The 16,401-nt window shown below is 71.9% G+C and carries 13 protein-coding genes; 5 read left to right on the plus strand and 8 right to left on the minus strand.

What is annotated here, in order from left to right:
• Positions 1-20: 20 nt before the first annotated feature.
• Complete coding sequence (locus tag CUC05_RS13155) at positions 21-2,387, minus strand: hypothetical protein (protein WP_157965521.1); 2,367 nt, start codon at positions 2,385-2,387, stop codon at positions 21-23.
• A 111-nt stretch (positions 2,388-2,498) separates the two neighbouring features.
• A complete protein-coding gene (locus CUC05_RS13160; protein WP_108666558.1) occupies positions 2,499-3,305 on the minus strand; it encodes a polyprenol monophosphomannose synthase in 807 nt (268 codons plus the stop codon).
• Positions 3,306-3,395: 90 nt separating this feature from the next.
• Here CUC05_RS13160 and CUC05_RS13165 point away from each other — a divergent pair, with 90 nt between their 5' ends.
• Complete coding sequence (locus CUC05_RS13165) at positions 3,396-4,697, plus strand: hypothetical protein (protein WP_157965522.1); 1,302 nt, start codon at positions 3,396-3,398, stop codon at positions 4,695-4,697.
• A complete protein-coding gene (locus CUC05_RS13170; protein WP_108666560.1) occupies positions 4,694-6,019 on the plus strand; it encodes a hypothetical protein in 1,326 nt (441 codons plus the stop codon). The genes CUC05_RS13165 and CUC05_RS13170 overlap by 4 nt, the downstream gene beginning before the upstream one ends.
• Here the strand turns inward: CUC05_RS13170 and CUC05_RS13175 are convergent.
• The 5 genes from CUC05_RS13175 to CUC05_RS13195 form a co-directional block, all read right to left on the minus strand.
• Positions 6,006-7,001: a methyltransferase domain-containing protein gene (locus tag CUC05_RS13175; RefSeq protein WP_108666561.1), complete on the minus strand. Its 996-nt coding sequence runs from the start codon at positions 6,999-7,001 to the stop codon at positions 6,006-6,008. The genes CUC05_RS13170 and CUC05_RS13175 overlap by 14 nt on opposite strands.
• A 68-nt stretch (positions 7,002-7,069) precedes the next feature.
• On the minus strand, positions 7,070-8,272 hold the full coding sequence (locus CUC05_RS13180) for a multicopper oxidase domain-containing protein (protein ID WP_205712319.1): 1,203 nt from the start codon (positions 8,270-8,272) through the stop codon (positions 7,070-7,072).
• An 18-nt stretch (positions 8,273-8,290) separates the two neighbouring features.
• Complete coding sequence (locus CUC05_RS13185) at positions 8,291-10,234, minus strand: right-handed parallel beta-helix repeat-containing protein (protein WP_108666562.1); 1,944 nt, start codon at positions 10,232-10,234, stop codon at positions 8,291-8,293.
• A 101-nt stretch (positions 10,235-10,335) separates the two neighbouring features.
• Positions 10,336-11,982: an MDR family MFS transporter gene (locus CUC05_RS13190; protein ID WP_108666563.1), complete on the minus strand. Its 1,647-nt coding sequence runs from the start codon at positions 11,980-11,982 to the stop codon at positions 10,336-10,338.
• Between the two features lie 41 nt (positions 11,983-12,023).
• Entirely contained in the window at positions 12,024-12,632 is a 609-nt protein-coding gene (locus CUC05_RS13195; RefSeq protein ID WP_108666564.1) for a TetR/AcrR family transcriptional regulator, read from the minus strand.
• Between the two features lie 193 nt (positions 12,633-12,825).
• On the opposite strand from CUC05_RS13195, the gene CUC05_RS13200 reads away from it, so the two are divergent.
• The 3 genes from CUC05_RS13200 (at position 12,826) to CUC05_RS13210 (ending at position 14,623) form a co-directional block, all read left to right on the plus strand.
• Positions 12,826-13,593 carry a GGDEF domain-containing protein gene (locus CUC05_RS13200; protein WP_157965523.1) on the plus strand — a complete coding sequence of 256 codons (768 nt, stop codon included), beginning with the start codon at positions 12,826-12,828 and terminating at the stop codon, positions 13,591-13,593.
• Between the two features lie 45 nt (positions 13,594-13,638).
• A complete protein-coding gene (locus tag CUC05_RS13205; protein WP_108666566.1) occupies positions 13,639-14,031 on the plus strand; it encodes a VOC family protein in 393 nt (130 codons plus the stop codon).
• Between the two features lie 103 nt (positions 14,032-14,134).
• The gene (locus tag CUC05_RS13210; RefSeq protein ID WP_108666567.1) at positions 14,135-14,623 is read left to right on the plus strand and encodes an ester cyclase; all 489 of its coding nucleotides are present in this window, start codon (positions 14,135-14,137) and stop codon (positions 14,621-14,623) included.
• A gap of 574 nt (positions 14,624-15,197) precedes the next feature.
• Here the strand turns inward: CUC05_RS13210 and CUC05_RS13215 are convergent.
• Positions 15,198-16,401: HNH endonuclease signature motif containing protein (locus CUC05_RS13215; RefSeq protein ID WP_157965524.1), on the minus strand; the 1,204-nt coding region annotated here is incomplete at its 5' end.

The following is a 16,401-nucleotide window of genomic DNA, read 5'->3' on the forward strand; positions in this document are numbered from 1 at the left end:
TGGAGGCGAGGCGGCCGCGGTCACTGACCCACCTCCGCGGTCGGGCTCGGGACGGGGGGTTCGATGGCGGGGATGGTCTGCAGCGGCATCGGCATCGGCTGGAGCTCGCCGCGGGCGCCGCCCTGCTCCGGGCTGGGCCCGGCGACGACGCCGGGTGGGGCCAGGGCGAGCCCGGTGCCGTCGACCTGGCCGTTCATGCGGATCCAGACCTCACCCGCAGGCGAGGCGATGGGAGAGGCGGCCACGTCACCGAACTGCCGCGGCATGTTGCGCCACGTGCGGGCGGTGGCGTCCCACAGCTCGACGCCACCGTCGAAGGTCTGGAGGAACCCGGCCATGGCGGTGCCGGGTGCCATGGGGGGCAGCTGGACGCGCAGCACCTGGTTCGGGCCGAGCACCTCGCCCGGACCGATCCACTCGCCGGTCCCCTGGATGGGGCGGACGACCTGGGTGAGCAACGCCGCGGGCGGCGCGGTGTCGACGGGCGCGTCGAAGCGGATCCGTGATCCGACCGCGCGCATCGTCGAGACCTCCTGCGCCTGTGCCCCGTCGACGTCGACCAGCGGGCCGTCGCTGCTGGCCGGGGCGACCACCCAGACCATGCCGGGGGTGCCCAGCCGCAGGGCCGCGGGCAGCAGCCCCGACCCCTGACCCGGCCCCATGAAGCCGCCGTCGGGGAGCGGCATGGGCAGGGGCTGGGCGAACTCCGTCTGCGTGCCGTCCGGGCCGATCTCGACGATGATCTCCTCCGCCACCGCGACGTCGGGCTGGGCCTGCATCACCACACCGAACCGGTCGGCGTCGGTGGGGAACGCGTCGAGCTGCATCCGCGACCGCTGCAGGTGCCCGGGGTCGTCGGCGACGGTGACGGTCTCCCCGCCCGGGATCGGGTCGAGGTCGACACGGCGGTTGCCGATGACCAGCTGGGCGTCCTCGACCGCGTCGGCGGTGGTGTTGGTGATGTGGACGGTGATGCCGTTGGCGCCAGCGGTCGCGGCGACCTGCAGCGGGGCGGGGTCGTCGATGACACGCTGACCCAGCACGCCGGCGACCTCGCCGCCGCGCAGCTGGCCTCGGACGGCCGTGTCGGTGTCGGTGCGGCTGACCGCCGCGTCGCCGATCTGGCCGCCCCATGCCGAGGCCGTCCAGTCCGTGCCGTCGAGGGTGGCCTCGACCGCACCCGATGTCGGGGTGCGCCACGCGGCGGCAACCCGCTGCTCGCCGACGCCGTCGACCCACCAGGTCAGCACCTGCGACGTCACCGTCGTCCCGCCGTCCGTCGAGCCGCCGAGCGCGAGGGGGACGGCGGCGAAGACCAGCCCGACGACGGGGACGGCCACCCAGGCAAGCTCCGGCCGGCCACGTCGGGCCAGGACGACGCTGGTCAGCGGGCCGACGACCAGCAGGTAGGCGACGAGGAACAGCACGAGGAAGGGGATCGCCGGGATCTCGGGCACGTTGCCGGTTGACTGCAGCAGGTCCTGGGCGGCGAACGGCTGGCTGTCGTAGGACTCGCCGTCCTGCAGCGGGTCCAGCACCCCCCGCGGGCTGACGATCGCCTCCCAGGTCGCGACGTCGGTGTCGACGTTGGGGTCGGCGTCGGTCAGGACGAGGCGTCCCAGCCCGGCGGGGGCGATGACGGCACCCGCGTCGGGCCCCTCGGCACCGTCGCTGGTGGTGGCGGGCACGACGATGGCGTCCGGCGGCGGGGCGTCCATGCGGACCGGCTGCGGCAGCAGGGTGTCGTCGACCTGTCCGGTCAGGACCAGCGTCATGCCGGCGGTCGTGACCTCGCGCCAGATCTCCTGCCGGTCGTCCTCCCCGAGGGTCGCCCACTGGTCGGGCTCGACGACGAGCAGGTCGAGGGAGGCCAGGGCCCGTGGCACGTCCAGCCAGTCGGTGTCGACCCCGACCCACCGGGCGGTCGTCGACGGCGGCAGCTGGGTGACGGCCGGTCCGGCGGGCCGCGGCCCGCGACCCAGCAACCCGACCAGCATCAGGCCGCGGTGGGTTGCCCCCTGCTGCTGCGGGGACGCGATCACGTCGTCGCCCTCGAGCACGGTCACCCCCACCCGGCCCGGGGGGACGACCGTCCGCAGGGCAACCGGCGCACCGGCGACCAGCTCGAGCGGGATCACCGTCGTGCTGGTCGTGCCGAAGGCGTCGTTGCTCGACTGCACCCGGAGCTCGCCGCTGATGGGCCGGTCGGGACGGAAGCTGACCGTCACGGGCGTCCACGAGGACCCCCTGCCCACCCCGTCGAACCCGACGGCGACATCCACGGCGAGGCGGTCGCCCCCGGCGCCGGCGTCCTGCGCGGCGGCAGGCGAACCGACCGACGCCAGGAGGAGACAGGCCAACGCCAGCAGCGGCACGAAACGATGCATCACCACTTGGGACGCGCGAACCACGTCACGGGTTGCCGACTGCTGCGAAACATCCTCCCCAATGTCCACCACACCACGACCCTAGGGGCTTGACCCCGGGTTCCGAAAGTCTCAGCGCCTGTCCGGGTGTCCGGTCCACGGTTCGACCTCGCGGACGGTGCGGGGGGTCCGCGGGCCCTCGAGGCCCCAGGCGATGACCCGCCGCAGCGCCTCCCTGACGATGCCGCCGTGCATCTTGGACTGCCCCTCCTCGCGCTCGGAGAAGGCGACCGGCACCTCCGCGATCCGGTAGCCGGCCCGCCAGGTGCGGATGGCCCCCTCCACCTGGAAGCTGTAGCCCTCGGAGGTGATCGAGTCGATGCCGATCGCCCGCAGGGTGGAGGTGCGGTAGGCGCGGTAGCCGGCGGTGGCATCGGCGACCGGCAGCCCGGTCACGACCCGCACGTAGAGGTTGCCGAACCGCGAGAGGACCTTGCGGCCGACGCCCCAGCCGTGCGTCGACCCGCCCGGTACGTAGCGGGACCCGATGACGAGGTGCGCGTCCTCCAGCCCCGCCAGCAGGCGCGGCACGTCGGCGGGGTCGTGGGACAGGTCGGCGTCCATCTCCACGAGGGCATCGAAGTCGCGCGCCATGCCCCAGGCGAAGCCGTCGCGGTAGGCCGACCCGAGGCCGAGCTTGGCACCGCGCTCCAGGAGGTGGACCCGGTCACCGGCCAGGGGGTGGGACCTCACGATCTCGCTGGTCCCGTCGGCGGAGCCGTCGTCGACGACGAGCACCTCGGTACCTTCGTCGGCGGCCGCGAACAGGCGCTCGAGGACCGTGCCGATCGTGGCCGACTCCTCGTAGGTCGGCACGATGACGAGCGCACGACGCACACCCACGCCGTTGCCCTGCTGTGGTTCCCCGGAATCTCCCATCAAGCGGGGGAAGCTACACCGTCCACCCCTGTCCACGAGAGCGGGTGGCATGTCGATCGGCCGGGTGGAGGGCCTGCGACGATGGATGGCATGAGTGCAGAGGCCGCGGCCCGAAGCGCGCGCCGCGACAGCAGCACGCGCGCTGTTGTCATGGGCGGGATCGCATCGGGGCTGGGTGCCTACGCCTTCACCATCCTCGGTGCCCGGGTGCTCGGCCAGCACGACTACGCCCCCGTCGGGGTGCTGTGGACCCTGCAGTACCTGATCCACACCGTCGGGCTGCTGTCCCTGGAGGCCTACGTCACCCGCACCGGCCGCATGGGACGGGGGCCATGGACCTGGATCGTGGGCCTGGTCATCGGCCTGACGACGCTGACCGGCGTCTTCGCCATGCAGCTGTTCGGGTCGACCGATCCCGTGTGGCCCCTCGCCGCCGGGCTGATCGCGCTGGGGTTCGGCACCCATGTCGCCGCTCGCGGGCTGAGCGCCGCCGACGAACGGTTCACCGTCTACGGGGTCCTGACCGGCAGCGAGTCGCTGCTGCGCCTCGTGATCGCCGTGGCGGCCATGATCATCGCGCCACGCGCCGAGGTGCTGGCCCTGACCCTTGCGGGCGGCGCGTTCGTGTCGGGAGCCTGGTGGGTGCTGGCCGGCCACGGGCCGCGACGCCTGTTCGGCTCGAATCCGGCCCCGGCTCGCGCTGCGGCACGCGGGGACGTGGTGGCCACGCCAGCGGAGGAGTCCGCAGCAGGTCCGTCGGCCAGGCCCGCCCAACCGGCAACCACGGCCACGCCGTTCCTTGCGACCACGACCCTCGCCAACGCCATCGCGCAGGTGCTGCTCGCCGGCGGGCCGCTGGTCACCGCGTTGCTCGGCGCCGACCCGGCGGTGACCTCGATGGTGTTCGTCACCACCACCGCCGCCCGTGCGCCCCTGGTCCTGCTGTACTCCGGCCTGCTGGCCCGCATCCTGCCGTACCTCCAGCAGGCCACCCACCAGCCGTCGCTGCTGTGGCCGCGGATCCGCAAGGTCATCCGCTACGGCCTCGTGGCGGTGCTGCCCGTGGCCGGTGCCGGCGTCGTGCTGGGGCCGCCGCTGGTCGCGATCGCCTTCGGGTCCGATCTGCGCCCGAGCCCCACGTTCGCCGGCCTGACCGCCGCCGCCGTCTTCCTGGCCTGCGCGGCGCTGCTCGCCAACCAGGTCGTGATCGCGCTCGACCGCCACGTCTCGCTGGCGCCGCCGTGGCTGCTGGCCCTGGCCGTGGCCGGGGTCGTGATGGTCAGCGGGGCGGGCGGTGACCTGGCGATGCGGGCGGCCCTGGTCACCTTCTCCGGCCTGACCGTCGCGGTCGCCGGCGTGACGACGCTGATCGTCCGTACCGTCCGGCCATGACCCCCGACCGTCGGCGCACGATCGGCCTGGTGCTGCTGGCGCTGGTGGGGGCCACCGTCGCCACCCAGGTGCGGTACAGCGGGGCGCCCCCATGGGCGACGGTCTGGGCCGAGGACGGCCGCCTGTTCCTGTTCGAGGCATGGGACCTCGGCGCTCGGTCGCTGTGGCATCCCTACGCCGGCTACCTGCACACCGTCCCGCGGCTGCTCGCGCTGGTCGCGACGGTCCTGCCCGTCCGGCTGGTCGACGCGTGGTTCTCGCTGGCCTCCGGCGGGATCGTGGCCGGCCTGGCGACCTACGGCTGGTTCGCCTCGGCCAGCCTGCTGACGACGCGGTGGGCACGGACGGCGCTGGCCGCGTTCGTCGTCCTGTGCACCTGGGGCGCCTACGAGACGCTCGCGAACATCACCAACCTGCACTACTACCTGATGGCCGGCGGGCTGCTGGCGCTGGCCGACACACGCGGTGGACGGGGCCGTCAGGCGCTGGGCAGCGTGGTCTGCCTGACCGCGACGCTGTCCTCCATCTTCGCCCCGCTGCTGGGGCCGGTCGCAGCCTGGCGGGTGTGGCGTGATCGTCGGTCGTTGTCGGCCCCGACCCTGTGGCCGGTGTGGGCGACGATCGTCGGGACTGCTGTGCAGGCGGTGGCGGTGCTCGGCCGGATGCGTGCCGGCGAGTCGGTGGGCGACGCCGGCGGCGCTCCCCTCGACCTGATCTGGATCTACCTGCAGCGGGTCGTCACCGAGCTGGTGACCGGGCACACCATCGGCCAGCGGCTGTGGCTGTCCCTGGGCGCCGTGCTCGTGGTCGTCGTGGCGCTCGCCGTCGGTGCCCTGCTGGTCGCCGGCATCGTCCGCGAGCAGACCACCGCCGCACGTGGGACCACGGTCGCCCTCGTCCTCGGGAGCGTCGTGTTCTTCGCGGCGCTGCTGTTCGTGCGCGGACCGGACGTCCAGCTGGCGGTCACCTGGGACGGTGGGCACGTCCCGACCAACGGCGGACGCTACGCGCTGGTGCCGGGGATCCTGCTGTTCGTCGCGATCCTCCGCAGCCTCGAGGCCGTGCAGCTCCGGCCCGGGATGCTGGCCGGCGTCGTCACGCCCGGGCTGGTGCTCGGCGGGGTGCTGCTCCTGGCGGTGTGGTCCTTCGACGCCCGCCCGACGACGCTGCGGTCCGCCGGCCCCGCATGGAACGTCGAGGTCGACATCGCCGAGGACGCCTGCACGTCACCGGAGGAGATCGCGCAGGTGGTCATCCCGCCACGCCAGGGCGACGCCGACTGGCGTGCCCCCATCCGGTGCGCCGACCTCACCGACGGCTGAGCAGTCCCTTGAGGCGGTTGCTGATCCGCCGCTTGGTGTCCAGCAGCGCCTGCTCCCGGTGGGTGATCTCGCTCGTGACGAACCGCGGGTCGGGCTCGGGTTCGGGACGGACGTGGTCGGCCGGCAGCACGAACCCCTCCTCGACCAAGCGGGCCCGCTCGGCCGGGTCGAGGTCACGGGGCATGCGCTCGAGCACGGCGAAGAACTCCAGGGTGTCCACGGCCGTCGGGTCGACGTGGGCGACGGTGAAGTCGAGGTAGCCCATGCGGGCGAGGACCTGCAGCTGGCGGACCAGGCTGCGCGGGGTGAACAGCCACACGTGGCAGTCCATGTAGGTGTCCTCGGTCATGGCTCGCACGGCCATGTGGTGCGCGGTCTCCAGCGGGAACATCGTCGTCTCGCGGCCGGGTCGACCGTCCCATGCCGCCCGGGCGTCGACGGTGACCGCCTCGTGGTGGTGGTCGAACACCGCGCGGACCGACGGGCGGGTGTCACCGTGCTGGTGGGCCAGCAACATCTGCCCGACGGTCGTCGCGGGTCGTCGGGCGTCGAAGGAGTACCGCCGGTCGGGGATGGCCAGCGACAGCCGACCGCCGTCGACCAGCACGTCGGCGATGTCGGCCAGCCAGCCGATCAGGTCGGGGACGTGTTCGATGACGTGGGAGGCGACGACCCAGTCGAACGGGCCGGCCACGGCGGTGGCCTCGGCGAGCGACCGGGTGCGGTCACCCACGACGAGGGGGAAGTCGACCTCGACGATCTCGTCGATCGGCGTCCCGGGATGGGCGGCGTAGTACTCGCGCAGCCCTGGTGTGCGGTGAACGTCGACGTAGCGGACGTCGCACTCCTCCTTCAGCGCCACCGGCTGGTACAGCGGCCCGATCTCCAGCCCGCGGCCCATCTCGAGGTCCAGGGAGGCAAGGATCCGCCGACGACGGTGGAGGAGGGCGGCAGGGTCCTGGGGCGGGCGTTCGACGGTCACGCCCGGCAGTGTCTCGTGTCGACCCGGCCGACGCGCCGTCCCGATGCCGGGCGATCGGGCGCGGCCGATCAGATCGCGGCGAACCAACCCATCGCGCCGCGGTGGGCGATGGAGTGCTGGTGCGGGTGGAACATGTAGCGACCACGCTCGGACAGGGTGAACTCCAGGATCGCCCGGTCCATCTGGCCGAGGGTGACCACGTCGTTGGAGAACGCCGGGGTGTCGCCGATGCCGGCCGGGTAGACGTCGAAGGTCTCGGCGTGCAGGTGGAACGACGCGAGGGGGTCGAACTCGGTGGCGTTGACGACGTAGGCCCGGACGGGCTCGGCCGTGGGGAGCTTGATCGGGAACTTCTCGTAGAAGCCGGCGATGCCGTTCCAGGCGTACACCTCGTTGCGGCCGTCCTCGTCGAGGTCGAAGCCCGACAGCAGCAGCGCCACCTCGTGGGCGGGTGGTCGTCCACCCGGCGGGTCGACGATCAACATCCCGTACAGCCCGCGGGCGATGTGGCGGTCGATCGGCATGGTGTGGCAGTGGTAGGGATGCACGCCGGCAGGCCCCGCGACGATCTCGTAGACGGTCTCGCCACCCGGCGGCACGGGCTCCCAGCCGTCGTGGAACGGGGAGTGCCGGCCGTGGAAGTGCAGGTTGTGGTCGTGTCCGGTGGCGTTGCGGAACCGGACGCGGATGGTCTGGCCCTCGGTGGCTCGGATGATCGGACCCGGCACCGTGCCGTTGTAGGTCCACGCCTGGAGGGTGTGGCTCCGGCTGATCCGATGGGCCCGCTCGACCACGTCGATCTCGACCTCGACCGCCTCGCCCGTGGAGGTGGACGTCGCGGGAGGGGGGACGGTCACCCCGTCGAGCGCGTCCTCGGCCACGTCCTCCGGGGCGGCGTACGGCCCGCCGTACGGTCCGGCGGCCGCGCCCACCGGCAGCTCCGCCGACATGGCGCCGGGGTTGGCGGTCGGGTAGCCACCGGACGCGGAGTGGGCGACGTGGTCGACATCAGCCGACCCCACGACCGGTGCCGCAGCCTGCGCCCCCTTCGCGTGGGTGATCGCGTGGGTGCTGACGGCGCCGATGGCCATGCCGCCACCGAGGACCGACAGGCTCCCGCCCCCGAGGCTTCGGAGTGCCTGTCGCCGGCCGACCCTCCGATGGCCGGCCGCGGTCCCGGACGCGGCGGTGCCGGTCGTGGTGGGCTCGCCGGAACCGGCCGCGCCGCCGTCGGCTGGCGTCACCTCGTCGGGCTCGGCCCTGTCACTCACGAATCGTCCCTCTCCGGTTCAGACCACTCCACCGATCAGCAGCGCTGCCACCACGACGATCAGCCACACCAGCGTGCCACCGACGGCGACCAGGAGTCGTCGTCGCCACGACCAGCCGTCGGCGGCCAGGCCGGTGTAGGCGATGACGCCGACGGTCGGCCATCCGACGGCGGCGAGGGACCAGCCAGCCTTCTGCCACGTCGCCTTCTCGCCACGCCACAGCCGGGCAAGCGCCCACAGCCCGCCGAGGAGCCAGACGAGGACGGGGATCCACCACATCAGCGCCCCGTACAGCACCGGCCAGAAGCCGCCGTCCAGCGGGATGCCGAACAGGGTCGTCCGGCGGTCGGCGATCTCCACCCCGTCGGGCATCGTCGGGGTGACGATCGCATCTGGGTCGAAGTCCAGCCCGGCGAACACGTCGACCGCCGGCACGACCGGTGCGTCCGCGCCGCCGGGCAGCTGGGCGAAGTCCATCTCCGGCTTGGGTGCCTCGCCGTGCGCGAGCTGCGGGTTCTGGCCGGCGTTGACCTGGGCGATGCGGGCCAGCGGGTCGGCTGCGGTGGCAAGTCCGTACCACAGGGGCAGGTTGATGCCGTCGCAGCGGTGCAGCAGCCCGGCGAGGAACGGCAGGGTGGTGTCCGCGTCGTTGTCGGCGATACAGGACCCCTGCTCCAGCGGACCGCCGATGGCCAGGTCGGACCGGCCCGAGCCGCGGATGACGTTGTCACGGATCTCGTTGCCGCCCGACGGCCAGAACTGCTCGTCGATCATCGACACGACCTGCACGCCCGACGTCGGGTTGTTGACGATCAGGTTGTTGCGGACCACCGCGTCGCGGACGCCGGCCAGGACCACGCCGTTGCCGTAGGCGGACCACTCGGCGGTGCGGTTGGGCGCCCGGCCCACCTCACCGTTGTCGTGGATCCAGTTCCCGGCGATCACCACGTCGTTGGCCGGCGGCAGCAGCTCGGAGTCCAGCGTGTTGGGCACGATGCCGGCGACGTTGTGCCGCCACTCGGAGTCGACGATCCAGATGTTGCCCGAGGCGTTGGTGCCGGAGTAGCCGAGGCCGTTGAACTCGGCGAGCACGTCGGTGACGACGGCGTTGCACGGGTCGCACTGGCCGATGTAGTAGCCGGCGTCCCACGAGCCCGAGGCGTAGCTGTGCTCGAACAGCCCGTCGACGGAGTCGAAGGCGTAGATGCCGTAGACCCAGTCGTCGATGGCGGTCAGGTAGCTGCCGCGATAGCCGGTGACGCCGTTCCAGAAGAACCCGTTGACGGTGTAGCCGCGGGCGGTGAGGTTCTCGATGGCCACCCCGTCGGCGGTGACGGCGAACCCGTTCTCGCGGGTCAGCTCGCCGTCGAGGATCACCTCGTTGCGGTCGGTGCCGCGGATGACCAGCCCGGGGGTGGTGACCGACACGGCCTCCCTGTAGACGCCGGGCCCGATCAGGACCAGGTCGCCGGGGTCGGCGGCATCGACGGCGTTCTGGATCGTCGGGTGGTCCTCGGGCACGCGCCGGGTCTCCCCGGTCCATTCGGCAGGCGCGTCGGACCCGGCCGCGGCCACGTCGACGGCGTCGGCAACGTCACCCACCACCAGCGTGCCGACCATGCCCTGCCAGCGGCCCGCCTCGTTCTGCGTGGCGTGCAGCGAGCAGTAGTAGGCGTACAGGCCGGGGTCGTCGATCGTCACCGTCCAGTCCTCGCCGGGCTGGGTGTTGTCCCCCGTCTCGTCGACGGAGACGAACGACCCGTCGTCGGCGATGACGTTGTGGGGGACCCGGCCGGCGTTGCGGAACCGGACCGGTTCGCCGGGGTCGACCTCGACGACGGCGGGGGCATAGGTGTTGTCCAGCATGCGAACCTCCACCTCGTCGGCAGATGCACCGCTGCAGGCGGCGGCCAGCAGTGCGCCGAGGAGGAGGAGTGCACGCATGGGGATCAGGCGTGTCACGGGGGCAACCTAGGCAGCCGGCCGAACAACTGTCAATGACCTCCAGTTTCGGGGGACATGACGGTGTGTGACCCCCGGCGGGTCCGGCGGATGGACCGACGTCAGGCCCCGGCGGGTCGCAGCCCATGGTCGGCGGTGGGCTCGACCACCGAGGGGGCGATCTGGCCGGGCGCGACGCCGGCAGCGGCCTCCCTGGCCAGCTCCTCGGCGACACCGGTGCCGCGCAGCTCCACCGAGGGGAGGAACCACGCCGCCACGAACGCCACGACCAGCACGGGGACCGCCCAGCCGAAGACCGTCGTCAGGGACCCGGCGACGCCATCGACGTAGGCCTGCTGGACCGCCGCCGGCAGCTGGGCGATCGCCGTGGACCCGCGGGCCCCCGCCTCACCGAGCTGGGTGGCGGCGCCGGCCGGGAGCAGGTCACCGAGGCGGCTCGCCAGTCCCGTGTTGAACAGGGCCCCGAAGACCGCGACGCCGACCGAGGCCCCGACGGACCTGAAGAAGTTCACGTTGGCCGTGCCGGCCCCCATGTCCCGGGCGGGCACGGACGACTGCACGGCCAGGACGATGACCTGCATGACCAGTCCGAGGCCCAGACCGAGCACGACCATGAAGGTCGACACGGTCGCGCCGGAGGTGGTGGTGCCCATCGTCGACAGCAGCAGCATGCCGACCGTGGCGACCCCCGTCCCGACGATGGGGAAGGCCCGGTACCTACCGGTTCGACCGATGACCTGCCCGGCGCCGATGGAGCTGACGAGCAGGCCGCCCATGAGCGGGACGAGCGCCAGGCCCGATCCGGTGGCCGAGGCACCGGTGACGACCTGGAGGAACAACGGCAGGAAGCTGATCACCCCGAACATGCCGAAGCCGACGACGAACCCGACGATGGTGGCAACGGTGAAGGTGCGGTCGGCGAACAGGCGAAGGGGGAGCACGGGTTCGACCGCACGGCGCTCGACCAGCAGCAGCCCACCGATGAGCACCACGGTGGCCGCCCCGAGGAAGAGGATGGGCGGCGACCCCCAGGCGTACTCCGCGCCACCCCACGTGGTCAGCAGCACCAGGCAGCTGACCGCGGCGATCATCAGGACGCTGCCCGCGACATCGACGCGACGGGTCATCGGGGCGCGGACGTGGGGGATGGCGATCGCGGCGACGGCCAGGGCGATCACGCCGATGGGGAGGTTGATCCAGAAGACGTAGCGCCACGACAGGTTGTCGGTGAAGAAGCCGCCGAGCAGCGGACCGGCGACGGATGCACCGCCGAACACCGCCCCGAAGTAGCCCTGGTAGCGAGCGCGTTCCCGCGGGCTGACGACGTCGGCGATGATCGCCTGGGCGAGGACCATCAGGCCACCACCGCCGATGCCCTGGACGACCCGCCAGAGGATCAGCTGGGTCATCGTCTGGGCGGTACCGCTGAGCAGGGAGCCGATCAGGAAGACGCCGATCGCGCCCAGGAAGATCGGCTTGCGGCCGAACTGGTCGCCGAGCTTGCCGTACAGGGGAGTGGTGACCGTCACCCCGAGCAGGTAGGCGGTGACGACCCACGACAGGTGGTTGAGTCCACCGAGGTCGCCGACGATGGTCGGCAGCGCGGTGGCGACGATCGTCTGGTCGAGCACCGCCAGCAGCATCGCCAGGATCAGCCCGGTGAAGACGAGCCACACGGGCTTGTCCCCCGTGGACGTGGAGGCGGGTGTGCTCGTGGGTGTGGGCGTGGCGGAACGTGGCGGTGGCATCGGCGGGCTCTCCGGGGGCTGGCGGAACGGTTCGACGTCGTTCAGGGGCTGTGCGTGGGCATGCGGTCGAAGCCGGCGCCGACGGTGGACAGGGCGTCGTCCAGCGCGGCAGCGAGGGTCCCGTCGACCTCGCCGTCCAGCCAGGCGTTGAAGGCGACGCGGACGGCTGACACCGCAGCGGCAACGAGCAGGCGAAGTCGCAGGGGGTCGGCCGCGTCACCGCTGCGAACGACGAGCGCCTCGGTCAGCGCCTGCTCGAGTCGGGCGAAGTCGGCGCGTTGCTGCGGGAGCAGGCTGGGGTTGGACCGCACCAGGCGGGCGCGGGCCAGCCACTCGCGTTCGGGCTCGCCGCCCTCGGCGAGGAACTGGCCGTATGCCCGACGGACCGCCTCCCATGGACCCTCGTCGGCCGGACGGGCCGCGACGAGCCCCGCGATCGCCTCGGACCGCTGGCGGCTGCCGCCGAGGATCGCCTCCTCGCGGGTTCCGAAGTAGTTGAAGAACGTGCGCCGGGAGATGTTCGCCGCCTCGGCGATGTCGGCGACGGTCACGTCCTCGACCCCACGCTGCTCGCACAGCTCCAGCGCCGCGACGATGATCGCGGTTCGCGTCTCGCGCTTCTTGCGCTCGCGGAGGGTGTCGGCGGACATGGACACCGAGGCTAGACGAATTTGCACGCCGTGCAATTACGCATGGCGTGCATGATTTTCGGCATGCCTGGTTCGGCAGCGGGATTCGCCCCCTCCTCCTGCGTCAGGAGGCACAATCCTGTCCATCGCACGAGACGACGTCCGGGCCCTACGGGCCATGCGACTGCTGGCTGGGCTACGGGGGCTACCGCCGATGGCCGCCGTCACCGCGTCGCTCGTGCTGGTGCTGGTCGTGGCGTTGGTCGACCGGGTCACCGGTCCCGACCTGTCGGTCACCGCGGGCTACATGCTGGCGGTGCTGATCGTCACCGCCGTGATGCGCCAGCCGATCCCCGACCTCGTTGCCCTGCTCTGCGCGAGCGTCGGGGTCGCGCTGTCGCTCGGACAGCCGGGCGCTGGCGGCCTGGCCACCGAGATCGCGTCGGGAATCAGCCGCCTGATCGTCCTGATGGTCACCAGCCACCTCGGTGGCCTGCTGCTGGTCATGGTCGACACCCTCGAGCACGCCGCCACCACCGATCCGATGACGGGGCTGCTCAACCGGCGGGGGTTGATGGCCATGCTCGACACCGCGATCGCGCAGGCCGACCGGCGAGGAACCGAGGTAACGGTCGTGGCCTTCGACCTCGACGGCCTGAAGCGCGTCAACGACGAGGAGGGGCACCACGCCGGCGATGCGCTCATCCGCCGGTTCGCCGACGTGCTGCGCGGTGAGGCGCGGGCGGCCGACCACGTCGCCCGGGTCGGCGGGGACGAGTTCGTCGTCGTCATGCCCAACATCGACGAGCAGGGCGCCCGTGCGCTCGAGAACCGGCTGACCGCGATCCCCCGGACCCCCTCGTTCGGCTACGGCCTGTCGGTCAGGAGCCCGGGCGGCGACGACGCCACGACGCTGCTCCACGCCGCCGACCTCGCGCTGGTGGCGGCGAAGCAGCGCCGGCGAAGGAGTGCAGAGGGGTAGCGGGCCGGGGTTCCCCTGCTGCGCATCGGCCTCTACGGTGCATGCATGGAGCGTTTCGAGGCGTCTGCCCTGACCACCATGCTGGTTGTCACCGACACGGTGGCCAGCCGCGACTGGTACGTCTCGGTGCTGGACGCCGAGGTGACGGGCGAGTACGGGACGTCGGTCGTGCTCCGACTGCTGGACAGCTGGCTCCTGCTGGTCGAGGGCGGCGGCCCCGACGAGGGCAAGCCGACCGTCCACCTGGCGCCGCCGGAGGACCCGGACCGAGTCAGCGCACAGATGATCTTCCGCGTCGCCGACTGCCACGGGCTGTACACCCTGCTGCGCGAACGCGGCGCGACGTTCCTGGCCCCGCCGCACGTACGGGAGGGCGAGACGCGGGCGTTCTTCCGCGATCCCGATGGCCATCTGTTCGAGATCTCCGAGCTGACCTGAAGCGGGTGATGAGAGGGGTTCACGGCTGGCGTGGGCAGGCGTACGTTGGTCGTGGGCCTGCTGCGTTGCGGCGACCCGGTAGCCGACTACCGGAGGGATTGCCATGGCCGAACTCGACCTCGTCATCGATCGCTACCAGGAGCGTATCGACGCGCACGACATCGACGGACTGCTCGAGATGCATGCACCGGACGCGACGCTCCTGTGGTTGCCGGTCGGCACCTACACGGGGCGCGATGCGATCCGCGGTGCGCTGGAGATGTTGTTCACCGCCTTCCCCGACTTCCAGCGGACGAAGGACTCCATGATCGTCCAGGGCGACACCGTGGCCCTGGAGTTCACCGCGACGGGCACGTTCACCGGCGGCCCCTTCGACGGGTACCAGCCGACCGGTGCCTCGGGTGAGGTCATCGGCAGCGAGCTGATCACTGTCGATGCCGACGGCATGATCGCGTCGACCCGGACCTACTGGGACGGCATGCAGATGGCCCGCGAGCTCGGCCTGATGCCCGACGAGGACTCCATCCTCGACCGCGGCCTGCACGGCGCGCTGAACGTCATGACCCGAGCCCGGCGCGTCATCCGGCTGTAGCTGCAGGAGGCTGGTCTGGTCACCTCGCAGCGACGACGGCGGACCGAGGTTGGTTGTCCGGTCGGTCGAGGGGTGCCTCTGGTCGCACCTTGCAGCGACACCGGCGGACCGAGTCCGGTCGGCGGGTGGTCAAGGGGCACCCTGGTCGCACCTTGCAGCGACACCGCCCGAGATCGGTCGGCGGGTGGTCAAGGGGCACCCTGGTCGCACCTTGCAGCGACACCGCCCGAGATCGGTCGGCGGGTGGTCAAGGGGCACCCTGGTCGCACCTTGCAGCGACACCGCCCGAGATCGACGTTCGACCAGCGTCCTTGATCCCGCCTGAGTGGCTCGTCTTCTGCCGAACAAGCTTCTCTGATCGCACCTCGCGGCGACACCGGTGGGAGAGCCCGATCTTCCGTGACGGTCGCGGGGTGGCGTTGGTCGCACCTTGCACAGACATCGGCGGAGGGCCAAGCCCGGCTTCGGGCCGGTCGATCGGCGAGATTGGTCGCGTGTCGTCGGCAACGACGGTGTGGCGGCTCAAGGACCGGGCGTCCCGGGTACGGCCGGTGCGTGTGGGTTCCGGTGGGTGTCAGGCAGCGTGGGCGGGTGGGTCGCGGCTGATCTCCACGCCGGTGTCGGTGGTCCAGATGCGTTGGCCGGGTGGGCCGTGGAGCTGGTGGTTGCGTCTGGTCTTGTCGCGGTGATGTGCGGCGCAGAGCCAGGCGAGGTCGTCCAGGCGGGTGGTTCGGGTGATGGCCCATCCGGTGACGTGGTCGATCTCCAGGAGGTGGTCGGCGGTGCAGCCGGGTACCTCGCATCGGTAGCCGCGGGCTTCCAGTGCGGTGCGTTGCCGTGCGGTGACCTGTCGTCCGAGGTGGGCGACGGTGACGTCGGTGGCGTTGGTGATGACGTAGGCGATGTGGGCGTCCAGCATCTGTTCGCGGACTGCGGAGAGTGCGACGGGGCCGATGCCGGCGATCTCGCAGACCTCGCCGTCGGCGAGTTCGCCGCGGACGAGGGCTGAGCCGTCGACGCGGATGATCACCTTGGTCTGCCTGCCGGAGGGTCGATGTCGCTGCGACGCCGGATGGCCTCCCGATCCGGCGTCGGGATCAGTGGCGTTGGGCTCCGAGACATGCTGCTTGTCCGGGTCGGGGCTGTCCGGGCTGGTCCTGTCCCTCTGGGGGTCGCTGGTACCGATCCCGCTCGTGTCCGCAGCGTTGCTGCTCAGGTCGGCGGTGTCGTCGGCTCCGGGGAGCGTCGGCTGGGCCGGCGTGGTCGTGGAGACCGCTTGGGAACCCTCGCCAGTCGGGCTGGACGAGTCGATGGTGAACGGGCCTGTGGTGGGGTGGTCGAGCAGGTTGAGCAGCGCATCGAACCGGTAGCAGGCATCGTCCTCCCGACGGCCGGCGGCGTGGGCGGCACGAAACACCGCATCGTGCTCGCCCCGTAGTGCCGCCTCGATCCGGGCACCCAGGTCTCCGGGGGCCTGCAGGAACGCCTTCCACTCGCCATCGGTCTCCGTCCACGACCGAAACGCCCGCCGCGCCAGATGCCTGCGACGGGTCGCTTCCCGGTCCGGATCGGCAGCGGTGCGGATGTCACGCGCCTTCTTCCGCAGCTCCGGCAACGTCTGGGAGGCGGCGTCCACGATCAGCTCACCGGCACGATCGGGTGCATCGGCGACGGTCTCGGACACCACCACCGCCTGGTCGGTCGACAGGGTCCCGTCGGTCACCGCCCGGTCCACCTCCGGCTGGTCGACCAGCTGTGCGGAGGTGCGCAGCATCTTC

This window comes from Euzebya rosea (assembly GCF_003073135.1).
Classification (GTDB): Bacteria; Actinomycetota; Nitriliruptoria; order Euzebyales; family Euzebyaceae; genus Euzebya; species Euzebya rosea.

Coding starts and splice junctions, on each gene's coding strand:
- CUC05_RS13170 (WP_108666560.1), top strand. CDS start 4,694: ATGACCCCCGACCGTCGGCGCACGATCGGCCTGGTGCTGCTGGCGCTG.
- CUC05_RS13205 (WP_108666566.1), top strand. CDS start 13,639: ATGGAGCGTTTCGAGGCGTCTGCCCTGACCACCATGCTGGTTGTCACC.
- CUC05_RS13155 (WP_157965521.1), bottom strand. CDS start 2,387: ATGCATCGTTTCGTGCCGCTGCTGGCGTTGGCCTGTCTCCTCCTGGCG.
- CUC05_RS13200 (WP_157965523.1), top strand. CDS start 12,826: ATGGCCGCCGTCACCGCGTCGCTCGTGCTGGTGCTGGTCGTGGCGTTG.
- CUC05_RS13190 (WP_108666563.1), bottom strand. CDS start 11,982: ATGCCACCGCCACGTTCCGCCACGCCCACACCCACGAGCACACCCGCC.
- CUC05_RS13160 (WP_108666558.1), bottom strand. CDS start 3,305: ATGGGAGATTCCGGGGAACCACAGCAGGGCAACGGCGTGGGTGTGCGT.
- CUC05_RS13195 (WP_108666564.1), bottom strand. CDS start 12,632: ATGTCCGCCGACACCCTCCGCGAGCGCAAGAAGCGCGAGACGCGAACC.
- CUC05_RS13165 (WP_157965522.1), top strand. CDS start 3,396: ATGAGTGCAGAGGCCGCGGCCCGAAGCGCGCGCCGCGACAGCAGCACG.
- CUC05_RS13210 (WP_108666567.1), top strand. CDS start 14,135: ATGGCCGAACTCGACCTCGTCATCGATCGCTACCAGGAGCGTATCGAC.